This window comes from Kitasatospora sp. NPDC054768 (assembly GCF_053612025.1).
This window is the reverse complement of record NZ_JBSHBN010000054.1, coordinates 19,688-38,058: the sequence shown is the minus strand read 5'-3', so window position 1 is coordinate 38,058 and position 18,371 is coordinate 19,688. Positions and strand designations below refer to the sequence as shown.

11 protein-coding genes are annotated in these 18,371 nt (G+C 72.7%); 6 read left to right on the top strand and 5 right to left on the bottom strand.

Annotated features, from left to right (window positions below; all coding sequences use genetic code 11):
- The first annotated feature begins 251 nt into the window (after positions 1-251).
- The 5 genes from mobF (at position 252) to ACWGKU_RS18350 (ending at position 10,898) form a co-directional block, all read left to right on the top strand.
- Positions 252-5,075, top strand: a complete 4,824-nt coding sequence (gene mobF / locus ACWGKU_RS18370; protein ID WP_452178841.1) for a MobF family relaxase — start codon at positions 252-254, stop codon at positions 5,073-5,075.
- A 178-nt stretch (positions 5,076-5,253) separates the two neighbouring features.
- A complete protein-coding gene (locus ACWGKU_RS18365; RefSeq protein WP_331768395.1) occupies positions 5,254-7,185 on the top strand; it encodes a hypothetical protein in 1,932 nt (643 codons plus the stop codon).
- Positions 7,182-7,508, top strand: coding sequence for a WhiB family transcriptional regulator (locus tag ACWGKU_RS18360; protein ID WP_331768394.1), 327 nt, complete (start codon positions 7,182-7,184; stop codon positions 7,506-7,508). The genes ACWGKU_RS18365 and ACWGKU_RS18360 overlap by 4 nt, the downstream gene beginning before the upstream one ends.
- Before the next feature lie 1,076 nt (positions 7,509-8,584).
- Positions 8,585-9,265: a hypothetical protein gene (locus ACWGKU_RS18355; protein WP_331768393.1), complete on the top strand. Its 681-nt coding sequence runs from the start codon at positions 8,585-8,587 to the stop codon at positions 9,263-9,265.
- A gap of 568 nt (positions 9,266-9,833) precedes the next feature.
- Entirely contained in the window at positions 9,834-10,898 is a 1,065-nt protein-coding gene (locus ACWGKU_RS18350) for a PhlD (RefSeq protein ID WP_331768392.1), read from the top strand.
- Between the two features lie 175 nt (positions 10,899-11,073).
- Here ACWGKU_RS18350 and ACWGKU_RS18345 read toward each other — a convergent pair whose 3' ends face one another.
- From ACWGKU_RS18345 to ACWGKU_RS18335, 3 genes are read right to left on the bottom strand one after another with little or no spacing between them, the layout of a single operon-like run.
- Positions 11,074-11,721, bottom strand: coding sequence for a hypothetical protein (locus tag ACWGKU_RS18345; protein WP_331768391.1), 648 nt, complete (start codon positions 11,719-11,721; stop codon positions 11,074-11,076).
- Positions 11,718-13,163, bottom strand: coding sequence for a DnaB-like helicase N-terminal domain-containing protein (locus ACWGKU_RS18340; RefSeq protein ID WP_331768390.1), 1,446 nt, complete (start codon positions 13,161-13,163; stop codon positions 11,718-11,720). The genes ACWGKU_RS18345 and ACWGKU_RS18340 overlap by 4 nt, the downstream gene beginning before the upstream one ends.
- The gene (locus ACWGKU_RS18335) at positions 13,160-13,471 is read right to left on the bottom strand and encodes a hypothetical protein (RefSeq protein WP_331768389.1); all 312 of its coding nucleotides are present in this window, start codon (positions 13,469-13,471) and stop codon (positions 13,160-13,162) included. The genes ACWGKU_RS18340 and ACWGKU_RS18335 overlap by 4 nt, the downstream gene beginning before the upstream one ends.
- Before the next feature lie 920 nt (positions 13,472-14,391).
- Between ACWGKU_RS18335 and ACWGKU_RS18330 the strand changes: the two genes are divergently transcribed.
- Positions 14,392-15,930 carry a hypothetical protein gene (locus ACWGKU_RS18330; RefSeq protein ID WP_331768387.1) on the top strand — a complete coding sequence of 513 codons (1,539 nt, stop codon included), beginning with the start codon at positions 14,392-14,394 and terminating at the stop codon, positions 15,928-15,930.
- A gap of 328 nt (positions 15,931-16,258) precedes the next feature.
- Here ACWGKU_RS18330 and ACWGKU_RS18325 read toward each other — a convergent pair whose 3' ends face one another.
- The gene (locus ACWGKU_RS18325; RefSeq protein ID WP_331768386.1) at positions 16,259-16,666 is read right to left on the bottom strand and encodes a helix-turn-helix domain-containing protein; all 408 of its coding nucleotides are present in this window, start codon (positions 16,664-16,666) and stop codon (positions 16,259-16,261) included.
- A gap of 1,087 nt (positions 16,667-17,753) precedes the next feature.
- Positions 17,754-18,011 carry a helix-turn-helix transcriptional regulator gene (locus ACWGKU_RS18320; protein ID WP_331768384.1) on the bottom strand — a complete coding sequence of 86 codons (258 nt, stop codon included), beginning with the start codon at positions 18,009-18,011 and terminating at the stop codon, positions 17,754-17,756.
- Between the last annotated feature and the right edge of the window lie 360 nt (positions 18,012-18,371).

The following is an 18,371-nucleotide window of genomic DNA, read 5'->3' as shown; positions in this document are numbered from 1 at the left end:
GCCAGATCCCGCCCGGCGGGAACCGCCGCACCCGGGAAGCTGACACTTCCCATCCGGCGACATGGCCCATCCCACGCCACCACCCCACCCCCGAAACCGCTGCCGTGCCTCGGGCCTGCGACAACGCCACCGAGGGGCGGTCAGCGGCCGAGCCGGGCACCAGAGTGTGCCCGACCGTCAAGGCCCAGGGACAGGGCCAAGTTCCCGACAGGTCTTGCATCCCTGCACGGCAGACGCCGACCCTGGCACCCGTGACGGTGGACTTCGGGAAGATGACGCCGGGAGACGGCTACGTCTACCTGATGCGGCAGGTCGCCAGCGGCGACGACCAACGCCCTCGCAACCGGGCCCTGACCGAATACCAGAAGGCCGGTGGCGTGCCGCCCGGGCAGTGGACGGGCCGGGCCGCCGCCCTCCTCGGCGTCGCGGGCCAAGTGACGGAACCGCAGATGCGAGCCCTGTTCGGAGAGGGGCTCCACCCGCGCGCGGACGAGATCACCGCCGAGCGGCTGCGCGCCGGAGCGACCGTTCGCCAGGCGCAGCGGGCGGCGCGCCTGGGAGCCGCGTTCTACGGGTTCGGGCAGCAACCGACCGCCCTTGCTGTGGCGATCGACGAGCAGACCAAGGACTGGGAACGGCGCGCCGGACGGCCAGCCACCGCGGACGAGCGCCGGGCGGTGCGCCGGCGAGCGGGTGCGCAGGCGTTCCGTGCAGAGTTCGCACGCGATCCCACGGACGGTACCGAGCTGAACCGGTACATCACCCGCTCCACCCGCCCGCCGCGCCAGCCCGTGGCCGCGTTCCATCCGGTGTTCCGCCCGCCCAAGAGCATCAGCCTGCTGTGGGCGCTGGGCGACGAGGCGGCCCGCATCGCTGTGGACAGGGCCCACGAGGAGGCCATCGCGATCACCCTGAGGTGGATCGAGGACAACGCGCTGGCCACCCGCACCGGCCCCGCAGGCGTCGCGCAGCACGACGTCACCACAGGCATGGTGGCCGCGCGGTTTCGGCACTTCGACTCGCGATGCGGCGATGCGCTCCTGCACGACCACGTGCTGATCGCCAACAAGGTGCAGGGCCCGGACGGACGGTGGCGCACCATCGACGGCCGGCTGCTGCTGGCCCAGGCCGTCGCCGCGTCCGAGCTCTACGACGAGGAGGTCCTGCGGCGGGTGTGCACCGCTCTGGACCTTGCGGTGACCGAGCGCCCAAGCGCGGACGGGCGGCGCCCGGTGATGGAGATCGCCGGCATCGGCCAGGGGCTGATCGACGCAAGCTCCGCCAGAGCCGCGGCAGTGCGCGAGCAGATGCCCCGGCTGCTCGCCGCCTACCGCACCACGCACGGCAAGGAACCCTCCCGGCGGGCCCGCCTCGCCATGATGCGCAGCGCCACCCTTCAGACCCGCCCGGCCAAAAAACGGGCCCGCCCGCTCGCGGCGCTGCGCGAGAACTGGCAGCTGGGTGTGGCGGCGGCCTTCGGCCGCCCCCTGGTCGACAACCTGCTGGCTAACGCCCGCACAGCGGCCCGGGACATGCGCCGGGACAAGGGCCCGCCCCACCTGGACGTGGACGCGGCCGCCCGTGAGGTGGTGGCCGCCGTGTCCCTGCACCGTGCCGTGTTCGGCAAGCGTCACCTGCTGGCCGAGGCCCGTCGCCATGTCACCCGCGCCACTATGGGCCGCGGCGGCGAGGGCTGGGCCGAAAAGATCTGCGAGCATGCCCTGGCCCGGTTGTGCCTGGATCTCACCCCGCCCGACATCAACCCGGCCTTCACCCCGCTGCAGCGCGCCGATGGCACCAGCGTCTACCGGCGCCGCGGCGCCGAGCTCTACACCACCGAGCAGATCCTCGCCGCCGAGGACCGCATCGTCGCCGCCGCCCGCCGCCGCACCACCCCCGCCTGCCCGCCACGGACGTTCGAGCGCGCCGCCGCCCGCCACAAGGGCCCCCTCGACACCGGACAGCGCGCCATGGCCAAGGCGTTCGCCACCTCCGAGCGGGCCCTGGTCGCCGCGATCGGACCGGCCGGCGCCGGCAAGACCACGGCCCTGCGCCTGGCCGCGAACGCCATCACCGCCGCCGGCCACGCCACGGTGGCGCTCGCCCCCTCCGCCCGCGCCGCCCACGTCATGGCCGAGGAACTCGGCCGCCCCGCCCACACCCTCCACTCGTGGCTGCGCCGCCAGCGCCTCGCCGACGCCGGGAAACTCGTCCTGCCCCGCGCCGAGCGCCTGCGAAAAGGCGACGTGATCATCGTGGACGAGGCCGGCATGGCCGCCACCACCCAGCTCGCCGCCATCGTGCGCCGCGCAGAACGGGCCGGCTCGCACGTGCGCCTGATCGGCGACCCCGCGCAGCTCGCCGCCGTTGAAGCCGGCGGCGCACTCGCCTTGTTGAAAAGCGAGGTCGGCGCCGTCCACCTCGCCACCGTCCACCGCTTCCGCCACCCCGAGGAGGCCGGCGCCTCCCTCAAGCTGCGCGACGGCGACGCGGGCGAGGCGTTCACCTGGTACCGGCAACAGGGCCGCATCCGGGGCGGCACCACCGACACGATGGCGGACGCCGTCTTCACCGCCTGGCGCACGGATCTCGCCGCCGGGCTCACGCCACTGATGATGGCTCCCGACCGCGTCCTGGTCGCCGCCCTCAACTGCCGCGCGCAGGCCTGGCGCATGGAACGCGGCCAACTCCTGGCACCCTCACGCTGGCGCCCGCGCCCCGTCAAGCTGCGCAACGGCCACAAGGCGCACGTCGGAGACCTGATCGTCACCCGCCGAAACCAGCGCCGACTCACCTGCCGCGCAGGCAAAGACTTCGTCAAGAACGGCGACGTGTGGGCGATCGAGCGCTATAATCCCGCCGGCGACGCGATCGTGCGCCATACCCAGCACCGCGGCCGCCTCACCCTGCCCGCCGACTACCTCAAAGAGCACTGCGAGCTCGGCTACGCCTCCACCATCCACCGCGCCCAGGGCATGACCGTCACCCGCTCCCACGCCCTGCTCACCACCCGCACCCCCCGTGAGGCCGCCTACGTTGCCGCCACCCGCGGCCGCACCGGCAACCACCTCTACATCGCCCTCGAAGCCGACCAGACGCTCGACCAGGCACTGACCCGGATCGCCACCTACTCCTCCTTCGCGCCCTCCGCCCGCCAGACCATCCGCGACACACAGCAACGCGCCTGGGGCATCCGCCAGCTGACCGCCGAGTACGCCGACGCAGCCGAGCGGGCCACCCGCCTGCGCTACGCCGCCGCCGCCCGCACCGCACTGGGCACCGCCGCCGAACCGCTGATCGCCGACGACGCCTTCACCGCCATCGTCAACGCACTCGGCCGCGCAGAGAAAACAGGCTTCACCCCCGAGCGGATCCTGGCCGCCGCCCACGCCGAAGGCCCCCTGGCCGGCACCGACGTGCCCGGCGCCGTCCTGGCCTGGCGCATCGACCGGCGCCTGCGCACCGCCCGCGCCGCCGAAGCCCACGCCGACGCCGACCCCCACCCGAACGCCCGTCTGCTGCGCACCCTGTCCGACGACCAGCTGGAGCGCATCGCCGCCCTCGCGCAGACGCACCGGGTCCGGGCGCTGGACGAACTGCACGCCGCGGACGCGCAGACCGCCGCTGTCCCCAGGCCCGTTACCGCCGACGGCCGCCGCCACCCGCCATGGCCGCACCGCCCGTACGGTACGTTTACCTCCGGCCAGCTCGCTAACAGGCTCCGCGCCGCGCGTCGCGCCTGCCTGCGGGCCGCCGACGAAGGCGACCACCGGGCCGAACTCGCTGCCGTTGAGGACCTGGTGCTCCTGCGTACCGAGCAGGCGCTGCGCCGGGCGATGCCCTGGCGCGAACGCGCCCGGGAGGACTACCAGCGCACCCGGCCCGGCTCCCCGGCCACCGCACCAAACCCTTGCGCCGCGGCTGCCGCCGACGCCGAGCGGGCCCGGATCCGCACCGAGGCCGCCCGCGACGCCTGGCAGCGGGCCGAGGCCGTCACCGCCCGCACAGGCGCCGAGCGACACCTGCGCCGGCTGCTGCCCGACCGGCCGCCCACCGGTGGCGACGCCGCGGATCTGCCCGACTGGCTCACTCCCGCCGCCGCCCTGGGCGACCCGCACACCCCCGAGAATTGGCGGCGCCACCTCACCGCGCGGCGCGACATCGTCGACCGCCACCTCGCCGCCCGCGGCGCCTGGCTCGCCACCGACACCCCCGCCTGGGCCGCACCGCTGGGCCCTCTCCCGCCCCCCGAAGCCGGCCGCGCGCTGCGCATGCAGTGGGAGCGCACTGCCGCCCTCACCGAAGCCTGGCGCACCCTCCACCAGGTCCCCGACCACGTGCCAGGACCGGGCCCCAAACCTGACGCCGAGCAGCATGCCGCCGCCTGGAGCGCCCTCGAAGAGCGCATCCGCGCCCTGCACCACCGCGCCCGAACCGCCCACCAGCCCCACCCCTCGGTGCCACCCGAACAGCTCACCCGCCAGGCCCTCGAGCAACTCGCCCAACTGCGGCTGCTGCGAGGCATCCACCCTCCGCAGCCCGGTACACCGCCCCAAACCAGGGCCACCGCCGCGCCCGCCGTGGCCGTGTCGGCCGACCGCACGCCAGCCGCGTCGGTCCTGCTGCCCCGCGCCGAACGCCTGGCCCAGGACGCCCTCGCCGCCACCCTCGCCGGACAGGGCGCCCCCGAGGAGTGGATCGAGCAGATCCCCGCCCCCGACGAGGACGACACCGCCCAGCAGCACCTCTACCGGCGCCTGGTTGCGGCCGTCGCCGACTGGCGCCAGCGCCAGGAAGTCACCGGCGCCGACCCACTCGGCCCACCCCCCGAGAACGACCTGGCCACCGAGTGGCAGCACCTGTCGAAGGCCCTGGACCTCTACCGCACCGCCCGCATCACCGACCGCCTGCAACTGCTGCGGGTACGCCGCGAAGCCGACCGAGAACGCCTCCAGGCCGCCGCCGAGCAGGCCGCCCAAGCCGGCGCCGGCACTCCATCCAGCCCACCGCCGCGCCGGGTACCCGGCCCCAAACCCACCCGCCCGCGCCGCCCCGGCGGCCGTCGCCGCCGGTAGGACACCAGCCCGTCGAAGCCTCCCAGCGGCGGCTGATCCCGTCAGATGGGAGAGGCCAACCATCGCTCCCGCCCACCGGGACCAGGACGCTGCCGCAGTTGTCCACGCCTTCTTCGCGCGCGCACGCTCGCCTTCCCGACCCCATCCGATCCCCGCCACCGGAAAGGAAGGCAGCCCGTTGACCGCGCCTTCGCCCCCGTCCGAGCCCGTGCAGTACGCGCTCACCAGCGTCTACACCGACCCCTACCTCGGCGGGACGGACGGGCCCTCGACGCTCACCACCGACCCGGCCGCCGCCGCGCACTTCTTCCTCGACACCGACCGCCCCGGGCACCTGGAGGTCATGGCCCACGCCACCGCCGCCGACGGCGCCCTGGTCCCGATCGGACCGGGCGACATCGTGCACCGGGCACTCGCAGAACTGCCCCGGGACGACGCACGCCGCGACACGCTGCGCACGGCCCAGGCCGACTGGCTCGAGGACCGCCTGTGGGATCGTCAGGACGAGCCGTTCGGCGCCGCGCCCGGCGGCCCGGACTGGACCCGCGCCGGGAGCGACTGGGGTGCCGTATTCACCGCGCTGCCAGGCGCCGATGTGCTCGCCGAGCTCGCCTCGCACTACCCGCAGGCCGAGGAGCCGCACGCGTCGCTGGTGATGGCGGCGTTGCGCACCGCTCGCGCCATCCGTCAGGCTGCCGGCCCCGTCGGCGAGGGGGACCGGCAGCGTCTCGCTGCGAACTGGCGGATCCTGAACACCTCCTGGCCAGCACGCCGGGAGCCGGCATCCCTCGCCGCGGCCACCTGGTACCTGGAGCGCCTGGCCGACCTGGACCCCATCACCGCGCAGCCCCCCGCGAACCTTACCGACGACCAGCGCGCCCGCTGGCGCGAGGAAGCAGTCGACCTGCAGCGTGACCTCCTCGTCCTGGACCCGGCCCGCCACCCGGCCCGGATCGAGGCGTTCACCGCCCGCGTGCGCACCGAACCCGTCGATCAGGCGCCGGCCGGCACCGCCCGAACCGAGGACGCCGACCGCCGGCGCCTGGCCACCGCCCTCGCCGGGGCCTTGGACCACCTGCCGTTGGACGACGAGGTACGCGAGAGAGTGAGAACTGCCACGGCCGGAATCCTCCAGCCTCCCCACCCCATGCCGCTGCCCGGACAGCCCGCCGGTGACGCCGACGCCGCTCTCGACTGGCGCCGCCGGGTGCCCTCCGCGCAGCGAGCGGCCGAGAACGCCGACGCCGACCTCGCCCAGGCGTACGCCTACGTCGCCCGGGCCCGCCGCGAGGCCGCCGAGGGCCGCTGGTCCTCCGCAGATCAGGGCAGCACCGCTCTCGCACACACGCTGGCCGCCGAGACCCGCGGGCATCACGCCGTCCTCGGACGCCTGCTCGCCCTCGATGCCGCCGAACGCGCCGCCGCCGCCCACGAGCCGCACCTGCACGAAGCGGCGGGCGATGCAGCCCGGGCTGCCCGTGCCAAGGCCCAGGCCCTGGGCCTGCGCCCGATGGAGGTCCACTTCGCGGAGCAGGCCGCCTACACGGCGACCTTCGACGCCGCCCGCCGCCTGCTGGACGAAGCCCTCACCGAGCAGCGCGCTGCGGTGCTGGCCACCATTGCCGCACACTACCCTCGACCCCGCCGCCTGGCCGACCAGCTCGCCGCCGGCATCGACAACCAGGCCGCCACCCGCGCGCAGAACGCCGCCGCCATCCTCGGCCGGGAGCTCGACGACCTCCTCGCCCAGGAACGCGACCCGGCCGCACGACTTCGGCCCACTGCCGAACAGATCACCTGGGCGCGCTCCCGCTCCGAGGCCGCCCGCCAGCGCCTCGACGACATCGTCACCAAGGACAGACCCGCCACCGTGGCCGCGCTGAAGGCCCTGCGCGCGGTGATGGATCTGCCCGCACCGCCCCCGCGCGACGACGGCGTCGAGCGCCTGACCCGCCACCATCGGCAGCTCACCGAACGTCTCACCGGCGTCCCCCGGGTCACCGCCACCACCACGTCGTCCCTACCCACCGCAGCACCGAGGCCGCGCCCGGCACGGGAACTGCCCCGGCAGGAGACCCGCCCCACCACCATGAACCGAGGAGTGCGATGACCCGCCGCGAAGAAGCCCAGCCCCCGCGGCGCGACTGGCGAGAGCACGCCCTGTGTCGCGAAGAGGACCCGGAGCTGTTCTTCCCCGTCGGTACCCGGGGCCCGGCCCTGCGGCAGATCGCACACGCCAAGGCCGTGTGCAACCGCTGCCCGGTACGCACCGAATGCCTGCAGTGGGCCCTGGCCACCAAGCAGGAAGCCGGGGTGTGGGGAGGCGCCAGCCAGAACGAACTGCGCGCCGCCCGCCGCAAGCACACCAAGGACCTCGGCCGCCGGGGGCGCCCGAACCAGCCCGCTCCCAATCCCACGATCGCCAGGGCATAAGTCCGCAGCGGGACCGTACGGCAGATTCCAATCGGTACGGTTGCGACCTGCCATCCGTTGCACGCGAGGCGTCAGCGCACCGCGGCTCCCGGCCGGTGCCGAGCACCGCGATGCGCTGGTCGGCCCGCAGGTCGAGCCGGCGGCCAGGGCGAGGGCCTCCTGCGCGTCCGGTCGGCATCGTGCAGCAGCGCGCCAGCAGCCACCGTGCCGTGCAGGCACCGGCCAACGGACACCTGGCGGTGCGGTCGGCCAGGCCGACAGCTCCCCCGGACGCCACGCCAGGCCGAAGCCGGGCAGGTGCCGGTGCTCCGGATCGCCGTAGCGGGGGCGCACGGTGCGCTGGGGAAGGCGAGCCGGTGTCAGACCGAACGACGGGTCCCACAGGAGCGGTTGTCGATCGCCGTCACCCAGATCGCGAGCCGCCCTCCGTACAGAGGGATCGCTGTCCAGCACCATCCGGCCACCGGGGCCCGTCTCATCAGGGCCCGAGCCAGGACCAGGCACCTGGATCGACTCCGCCCCGACCGAGCCGCGCCTCGTGGCAGGCCACCAGTGAAGGCCAGCCCCTCCAACCCCCGGCCGGCCGACCACAAGACCCCGGCCGATCCCGACCACCCGGCCGTCGGCATCGGCTACCCGGCCGGATCCCTCTCTTCTCGCGGTCTGGCCGAAGCGGCCCGCGACAAGACCCGTCCTCAACAAGGCGGCCGACAGCGCCACCCCGCTCCGGCCCCTGCGCCTGCCCCGCATCACCGAGCAGATCGCGATGCATCACGTCGCCACCGCCCACGTCGAACCCCGGCCGGGCGGCACCGCGACCCCGGCCCCGCCCGGCCAAAGGCTGCACCGGGCCCCTTCCGCACAGCCGGTTTCGGGGCCAAGTCCGCCGACCCACACCCCCACACCGCCGTGCTCAGATTCTCCGCCCGAGGTGCGACGGGCCACGGACGCCAGGGCGAATCCGACATGTTCGCCCCGCAGTGGTACTCCTTGAATACCGGTCAACGCCGGCACCCACCAAGCCGATTGCCGGACACCCCCGTTCGGGCCGTCCAGCCACACCACCGGAGAACGCCGTGCCCAGCGACCCCTACCGGCACCTCTACGAGGACAGCGAGATCTTCGCGCTGGACCTCGTCCGCCGGGCCGCCGACCCAGCGAGCACCACCAACATCGAGCACGCGGTGCGCGATCTGGCACGCCGCCACCCGACCCTGGCCGAGTACGACGCCGCGATCGCCCTCACGGCGGCCCTCGCTCGCCTGTCCTGCACGGCACTGCGCGCGGCCTCCCTGCGACACCACCCGCTGACCGTCCGACTCCTGGAGAACCAGCCGATCCCGAGTGCCGCACATGTCCACGAGATCACCGACGTCCTCGACCAGCTGGACGCCTACCTGCTCAGCACCGACCCCACCCGTCTAGGGCACTGCTTCATCGAACTCACCCGCCTCGCACTGGCCGAACAGATGCCCGGCGCCCGCCCCCTGCACGAGAGCGCCGCCGAACCCCTCGGCTACGCCTTGGCCTGTGCGCAAGCGCCCGCCGACGCCCTGCTGCCGCTTGTCGCCCGCGCCACACAACTCACACTCGCCTGCCTGCACCACCTGCTCGACCTCGGCCTCTCCCCCGAACCGGACAGCGACGCCGCCACCGCGGACACCACGAGCCCGGACGGCGGCGCACTTGACCAAGTCCTGGACGGCTTCGAGCTCCACAAGATCACGCAGCAGGCGGCTGGAGCCGACGCGCCGTAACAACCACGGCCTCACGCGCAGAACAAGGGACCAAGCGTCAACCCCTCAGCCACACAAGGCGAGATACGGCGCCTGCTTCTGATCGGCCCGATGGCAGATCCAGTGCCGCCAGGTAGCGTGATCGCCATCAGAACCCGCCGACGGGGGGAAAGATGTCATGGCGCTCAGCTGTCACACCGCTGCGCACAACGCCGTGGAGACACCAAGGACCAGAAGGCCCCACCGCGGTCCGGCCGTGCTGTGCGCACCCTCCCGGCCGGACGCCGCGACCACGCTGCCATGCGATCCGGCATCGGCGGCCGCCCGGGCTACCGCAGGAATGAAGAACCGGTACAGCACACCGGCCCCACAATCCCGGCCCGTCCCCGGTACCAGCTGTCCAGGTACGCCCATCCCGATCACCTGGCCAGGAAGCACCCGCGAACCCTCCCGCCGCCCCGCCAGCGCACCCTAAGGCTGCCCGCCCACGCCTGGTCTCACGCCAGTCCAGCAGGCCGGACGCGGGCCCGCAGGGGCTCGACCGCACCCATCAGGCCCGCTGCCGCGGCCACACCGGAAGGACGTCGAGTTGAACACCACCACGGCCTACGTCAGTCGCCCCGCCCTCGTCCTCGGCGAGCACGTCGTCGACGCCTACCGGGTCCGCGACGACATCCTTGCCTGGAACCCTGACCACCCTCAGCTCGACCTCGCCCGCAAAGCACTGACCAACCTCCCCGGGACCCGGCGCTACCTGCGCCCCTACGAGGAGATAGTCGCCGAGCGCGGTCCCACGCAGCGCAAGGACGACGTCTTCGACGTCATCCTCGAAGCCGCCCAGCAAGCAGCCCGGGCCGCCATGGACTACGCCGGCATCACCGCCACCGACATCGACTGCATCATCACCACCTCCTCCACCGGCGACCGCATGCCCGGACTCGACGTCCACCTGCAAAACACCCTCCCGCTGCGCCCCGATATCCGGCGCCGTCCCATGACGCAGCTCGCGTGTGCAGGCGGAGCCCAGGCACTGATCATGGCGGAGGAGCACCTGGCCCGGTACCCGGACGACAAGGTGCTCGTCGTCGCAGGGGAGTACCTGAGCTCGTTGTACCAGCAGTCGCTGGTGTCGATCGAGGACCTCATCTACAAAGCGTTGTGGGGTGATCTGGTGGCGGCAACCGTCGTCTGCGCCCGCCCGCTCGGGCCGGACGGCTGCCTGAGAATCGACCACACCCTGGAGTACGTGATCCCCCACACCGCCGACCGCTACCACAAGGACACGGACGAGCGCGGCGACCGCTTCTCCTCCACCCGCGCCTCCCTGCACTCGGTCACCAACCTGGCCCCGGCCTTGCTGAAGTGGCTCGGCAAGAACACTGACACCCCCCTGGACTTCGGGATCCTTCACCCGGGCGGGCCCAGGATCCTGGCCAAACTCGCCACCGTCCTGGACGTCGACGACGAGTTCACCAAGCACTCGCGCGATGTCCTCGCGGAGGAGGGCAACCTGGGCGGGCCCACCATCTTCTCCGTCCTGGAACGTACCTACCGCACCCCACCGGCCCACGGCGGGCGCGGCCTGGTCTTCGGACTGGGCCCGGGAGTCGCACTGGGCGCGCTCCTGGTGACCTGGATCGACCCTCGGTCCTGAGCCCCCACCGGACACCGCCCAGGACACATGCCCTGGGCGATGTCCGGTGCGCCTGCGCTGTTGCAGACCCCCTCGCGCTGGCCGACTGCGGCAGCGGCCGCCAGGAGGATCCGCCCGGACGGGGCCAGCGGACCAGGACCGGCGACGTGGGGGAGAGCGACACGAAACCGGCCCGTCAGTAGAGTTGGGCGAGCCGCTCGTCGGCGGCCACCACCACCCGGGCGACTGCGTTGTTGTCGGCCCAGACGAGGACCGCGCGAACCAGACCGCGGGTCGCCTGCCCGTCGCGCCCGCCGGCCAGCGACCCCACCTCCGCCCACGGCCCGCGCAGAACCCTGGCATCACGGCGCAGCCGCACACCCGCACCGGCGGCTCGGACGAGGGAGGCGAGCTGCCACAGCAGCAGAGCCGCGACCAGGAGCAGCACCGCGGTCATCGCGTACCGGCCGCCAGCCAGCCCCGCAACAAGGCCGCCGACGACGGCGCCCACCAGGGCGGCCGGGGTGAGTACCACCACGAACGCGACCATGGCGCAGGGCAGGAGCAGCAGGCTCTGCAGGGCGGTCCGCGTCCAGGGCTGAGGCCGTCGCAGGACGAGCGTTGCCGGGCCCCACGACATCACCCGGCCCGCGCAGCGGTGGACGGTCGTTTCGATCAGCCAGAACGGGGCGAACACGGCACGCAGCCACACGGGGCGGGCTGCGACGGGCGCGAAGGCTTGCGTAAGGACACCGGCGAGCTGCGGCAGACGGCCCCACGGCGCGAGCAGGCCGTCCGGCGTGCGGACCGCCGCGCTGGCGTCCGCGCCGGCCCGGAACCTCACCGTGCTCCCGGGCCGGTACGCGCGGTGGACCAGGTGGCCTGGGTGAGGCGGGCGGCCTGGGCGGAGGCGTACTGCAGGTGTCCGCGGGCGGTGCCGATGACCATGCCCGGAGCGGCGGTGGGATCGCCGACGGCGGTGTTGATCGCCGACGTCGCGGAGCGCACATGGTGCACGATACTGGCCTCCACCAGCAGGCGGCCCCCACCGTGGGCGATGCCGGGCCGCCCTTCCTGATACATCGCCCAGACCTGCTCGGGGGCCAGCGATCCGGGCCCGGAGACGCCGCGCCGGTGGGCGTCCCACACCAGCAGCGCGGGGTCGACGGCGCCGCGGTGGGTGACCGCCTCCTGCAACGAGGTGAACAACTGCGCCCGGCCCGGCTGAGTGAAGTCCTCGGCGCGCAGCCAGCGGCCCACCTGCTCGAGCTGGCCAGGGTCGCGCAGCAGGGACGACAGCACGGCGTCTTCGGTGAACGTCATCTCCGGGCGCGGGACTGTCTGCGGCGCCAAGGCCGCGCCGACCGCCTCGACACGCCCCATGGCTTGCTCCCAACGGTCCTCCAACTGCTGGAGGGCGCCGAGCATGGTGTTGATCTGCATCTCGGCGGCGGGCGCGCCCGGTACCTGCAGGGTGTTCTCCACGCGCCACGACCCCTGCGCGACCTGCTGCTGAATACTGGTCTGCAGGACCCGCTGGCCGAGCTGGGCGGCATGTTCGGGGTGGGGGACCTGCTGGGTGGTGGTGAGCGCGTGGATCTGCTGCGCGACGGACGGCCAGGCGGAGACGGGGACGATCCAGCGCTCGTCGGCGGCTGTGCGCTGCAGCTGCTCGTAGAGCATCCGGGCCAGCACCTGCTGCCGTTCGGCGGGGGAGGCCCGGATGGTGACGGCGGGGTGGGCATACAGCTTCTCCTCGACCAGGGCCCTGAACATCTGCCCCAGCCACGGGTCCTGGAAGTCGGCGGCTTTGAGCCAGCCGGCCAGCCTCGCACCCTCCTCAGGGCGGGCCAGGACGGCGGCCAGCACCGCCTGTTCGGCAAACTGCCCCTGCGCACCGACGGTGCGCTCCAGGCTCGCCTGGGCCACCACCCGTCCGTACTGGGCGGCGTTGGCGGCGTTGGGCACGCTGGCGGACAGGCCCGTGACGTAGGCGGCGACCTGCTGCCAGTCGGTGGTGCTCGCCCAACCGTCGGCGATGGCTCTCGCGTGCAGGTTCTCCAGGACCAGGCGGCCGAGTACCTGGGCCTGATGCCGGGACGCCGCGGCGAGAACCGCCGGATGGGCGTAGAGGTGGTGGTCCACCAGCATGCGGTAGATCTCCCGGCGCCACGGGTCCGCGAAGTCCGCGGCCCGCAGCCAGTCGCGTACCTCCAGGGCCCGGCGGGGATTTTGAAGGACCGAACCCAGCAGGGCCTCTTCCGAGTACGCCTCCGGGCCGCTCACTGAGGCCCCGCTGGACCCGGATCCTGTTGCGTGAAGACGGCCTGCTGGGACCGGGCCCAGCGCTGGGCTGCCTCGTCCAGAGCCGCGACGGATGCCTCCTCCAGAGGTTCCCACCACGCCTCACCCACGCGCCACCACCGGTCCACGAAGCGCACCGGCGCTCCCGGGAAGTCGCCCAGCAGTACGGCGTCGCCCGCATCCATGTGCTGGCGCATCGCCTCGATGCTGACCGGCCCGGAACGCAGCCGCTCCGCCCGGGCGGTGGCGAAGTCCGCCAAGGAGGAAAGCTGCCCGTCGCTCAAGGCCATGGCGCCCGCCCCTTCCCGTCGTCGATGCACGCCCGCCCGCCGAACAAGCACGCGGGGCCGTTCCTGCTCTGCCATGAAAGCCCCGCATGCGGCATCCCGAGCAGCTGACAAAGCATCCGATCCCGCCAGGAGGGAACTGCGAACGAGATGTCCCGTCGGGCGGGAAGCCCCGCGCGGCGGACTGCGCCGAGAGCCCACGACGGGGCACCGTGGTGGAGACCCGGCCCATCCGGACCGGCCACCTGGGACGGCGAGCCCCCCATGAGGCTCGCCGTCCCGGCACACCCGTACGCCAGACCACGAGGAGTCCCGTTGGAGCGCGACATGGTGAGCGACGAGGAGTGGGAGCGGGCGATGGGCCGCGAGATCGAGCATGCCTTCGGCCCCGACGACGAGGGCTACGAAAGCCGGGCGGACTGACCACACTGCGTCAGCCGGCACCACGGAGAACGGCAGCGAGCCGACATCCTGGACATCCACGCCGCACGGCCGGCTGGAACCTGCACGGCCGGTCGGCCGTCGGGAAGCGGCGGCCGTGGATGAGGCGGAGGTGTGAAGGGGCGGCCCGCCACATCCAGCAGCAACCGGACCTTCCAGAACTGCCCGAAGCCGACCTCCGAGTGCAGTGCGACGCTTCCGTGCACAGTACGCGGAGATCGGCCGGGACCTCACCGACCAGACCTGCTTCGGCGCGCTCATCGCCATCGACGGCCACAGGAATGGGTCTGGAACCCAACCCGACAAGAGTCCCGACCTCGACGACCCGGTGAAGACGGCCTCGTCACACACACGCCTGCATTCACCAGGGAAGCATCCCGACCGAGGTGTTCCTCAGCCTGTCCGGTGCCCGTCGATACGGGGCTTCACCACCGTCGGCCCCAACCCGTTACCCCGCAGCCGGGCAAGAGAGGACGTGCGCAGTGCACCCCGACTGGTGGACGGAACAGGAGCAGTGGGCAGGCCCGGCATGGCTGCGGATCCCATCGGAGGAACGCACCGTCGCGCAGGACGATCCCATCGGTCGCCAGGTCGAGGAGGAGCTCACCAGCATCGGCCCGTCCTGGCAGGTCGGGCACACTCTCTACACCCTCGTCGATCACGACGCCGAGACTGGTACCCGTGCCCTGTACGCCCTGCGTTCCTCCGGCACCCTGCACCGCCTGCTGGAAGGCGTCCACCCGGAATACCTCTACGGCGCCTGGCTGCTCCTCACCTCCCCGTCGGCGCCCCACGAACCGCTTGAGCAACTCGTCTTCGAGTACCTCCTTGAGGAGAACTGCACCATGGGTGCGCCCGAGGAAATCCTGGACACTATCGAGCGGCGCCGCTACCTCCAGGCCCGTGACCTCGAAGTCTGGGGCCGTGAGCAGGGCATCGTCCCCACCGCCCCGGATCCGGACTCCGATGTGCCGGACAGCCTGCGCCTGGAGGCCTGCACCGCCCAGGAACGGGCCACGGTCGAGCGATGGCTGCACGCCCTGGAAGCCGAACTCGACCTCCCCGCGATTCCCGAGCAACCCGGTCCAAGGCCCGCTGCCCCGGAGCTGGAGAACGCTTTCAACCTCCAGCCTCCCACCGGCTGGACCCCTGAACCGGTTGCCGCTGGGAACGACAACGACAGTTGGCCGGATGCTGTGGGCACCGCGCCGCGCCCCCACGGCCACCGCGATGACGACGATCTCACCCACGCCCTCCTGCGCGCCGAGTGGGCGATGTGGCAGGCCGACCAGCGCGCCCGTGCCGCATCCTTCGGCGCCAGCGGGTTGCGCGCGGAGGCCTTGTCCGGGCGTGGACCGCAGTCCACGGCCCTGGAGCGGCGCCGCCGCCGGCTGGCCACCGCTGCCGCGTGGATGTGGCGGGCCCAGGAAGCCGACAAGAGCCGCTCCCGGACCGCCCAGGACGCGGCCAGCTGCCGACAGGCGGCCGCGGCCTTCGACGCCCAGGTCCAGCGTCCCTGGTGGAGCGTCGCACTTCGAGGGACCTGGCCGCCCGCCCACCGGCGCTGGCTACGCGGGTGCGCTCAGGCCGAGCACGCCCACGCCCAGGCGCTGGACACCCTGGCCCGGGAGTGCGGCGAGAATGTGCTTCGCTACCTGGACGAAGCCCGCCGAGCAGCTCCCGAATCGCGGGACCCGCTCGGCGACGAGGACCTCCTTGAGGAGGCACTGCCCCGCCTGAAGCAGGAGGCGGTGGCGGCCGACTGCCTGACCGTGCCGCAGTGCAGTGAAACGCTCAGGAGGGAGGTGCAGTCGGCACGCAGCCTGTGGCAGTGGCACTGGTACGGTGCTTGGCACATCCGGCAGGAGATGCGGCAGCGTCGCCACGTTGCCGGGCGCCTTCCGATGCCGCCGGTGGAGGGCTTCGCCGGTCCGATCGTGGAAGACCTGCGCTACTGCGAGCGGCTGCTGGGGCCGTGGCCGGGATCTGCCACGCTGCCTGAGGACAACGACCCGCAGTGACGTCCGCGCATGGGCGGTGATGGATCAGACGGCCGGAAACCTAGAAGACCAATTCGTACATCGGGCTTTCCGGCGGCGCCCATCTGCGGCGGGCCGGGCAACCCGCCCCAGCACACGATCGGGGTCTCCTCGGAACCGTGGCCTGTGCTGCCGGTACGTGGCGGCCTGGACACGCGCCACGTTCTGGCGGTGGTCTCTTGTACTGCCGAGCGGATCAAGGTTTGCGAGGTCGCATCCCGTACGAGCGCACCATGACGACGGCCGCAACCTCGGCGGGCACCCACTGCGCGCCCGCCCAACGTCCCGGAGCACGCCTCCGGCAGCCTCTTCAGCTGTCGTCCTCGTCGGGCAGTAGCCGATCCACCCGCTCGAGTTCGTCCGAGGACAGCCGCCCCAGCCGCATGCACAGACGGCGCACCTGCGGGCTCTGCAGAGCATTGGCCAAGGCCAGGTGTTCCTCAGGCCCCCAGACGGAACCTGGGAAGAAGAAGCCGGGGGAGACCTGGAAGTGGTCGGCCAGCGCTTTAAGCACCTTCATGCTCGGGTTGGCGGTCCGGCCGGTGCGAAGTCTGTAGAGAGTGTTCTCGTCGACGAGCGAAGCACCGGCCCGGGCGGCTATCGCCATGGCGACAGCCGCATCGGACGGCAGCCGCTTCCCGGCCGGGGTCGCGGCACGCCGTAGGGCCTCGATCCTCTCTGCCAGGCTCTGCCCGGGCTCACCGTCGTCGTAGGTCACAGCAGCTTTGCCTCCACGTCAGGTCTCGGCAAGACCGCAAGGGGCAGCAGCTCCGCTGGCGCCCTGTCACTTCTAGTCACGGCCGACCGCATTTCTTCCTATGATCGCCACTCGTGTTCTCGGGACGCCACACACTTTGGATGCCCCGGCAGCTCTGTCGCACGTCCCAGCACACGTAGCGGATGGAGCCGAAGCCACGGGTTCCACTCTGGAGGGAGGCCAGGCTTATGTCCACGCCCAATTTCGTCACCAGTGTGCCTGATGCAAGGAGTCGTTCCGTGGACGGCCTCCAAGTAGGCCTGTTCACCACCGGCTTCACCACGTCCGCCCCGGACCTCGCAGCGGCCCGCGGAATCCTTCAAGCCCAGGCACCATCGCTGCCATCGTACGTGCCCTGACCTGCCTGCCGCACATGGCATCACCTCCACCGATCGTTCCTTCAGCGCCGGTTCACTCGCAGCGACGCACCCTCAACCTGCACGGACGCACCCCGGCCGCCACCGCGGCGACCGGGCCATCCGACCCGTGCACGGGAACCGCGGCCGCGCGCCGCCCGGTCCCGGACGTGCGGCCTGCTGCCATTGCGGTGCCCGCCCACCTGCGGCAGGTCGGCCCGACTCGCAGCGGACCGCGGACAGTGCCGCCGTGACGGAGGCGCGTCCGGCCGAAGTCCCGTCCGAGGCGTCCGACCCAGTGGGCGACCGGAACCGCCGGGTCGAGGAGATGCCGACCCTGCGCCAGACCGCGCTCGCAGCCGGCCTGTCGGCTCCCCGGCGATGCGGCCCACCTCAGGCAGGAGGTGAGGTGTCGCAGTCCGGCCGCCTGGGCCTGGTGGCGGCGCACCCTCGACGACGACCTGGCGCTGCGCCGGCCGCAACGGCACCGGGTCCGTCGTGGCGCCGCCGCTGTCCGCCAACCCGCTCCAGGACGCGGTCCCGGGCCCGGGCTTCTACCAGCGCATCGGGTCCCGGTCCGGCGGCGGGCCCACGGCGGATGCGGCGCCCTGCCGCTCAGACCGGACGCCGGTACCGGATCACGTCGGCGGCAGCACGTGCAGGGGTGTACGGCCCGTTTGGTGTGTGGACGCTCAGGCCGTGGGCAGAACGTCGAGGAGGGAGCGCATGCGTGCTTGCTCGTCGCGGCTCATCTTCAGCACCTCGGCGACCCGTGTGAGCAGTACGGGGTTGGGCCGGCGCACCCGTCCGCGCTCGAGGTCGCCGTAGTGACGGCCCGACACTCCCACGGCGATGGCCACCCGTTCCTGCGAGACCTGGATGCGGCCGCGACAGGTCACCAGCAGGTCGCGGAGCGCGTCGGACGTTGCTGGCGTGGCGGCGGTGGGCATGGCAGAGCCTCCTTCGTGGGACACGGAGTCGCCCGTGCGGTACCGAGCGGCTGCGCGCTGCGGGCTGCGCGCTGGGCGCGCGCTGGGCGGTGTGCTCTGAACGAAATCAGACTTCGGCTGGTGGCGGTACTGTACGAGAGCACCATGAACATGATGAAAACCTCGACCAGCGCACACCTGAGCGGGGCGTTCGCGCCGTTGTGCGCCCCCTGGTGGCGACGCGCTTGGACAGGGCTGCGCCGTCGGTTGCTGCTGGAAGCCACCGGCCGGCGCCTTGGACTCGGGCGGCCTCCTGTACGGCCTCAGGCCCGCGTGTCGGCTGAGCACCCGGCAGCAGCGGGGACAGGTACGTGACCCGCT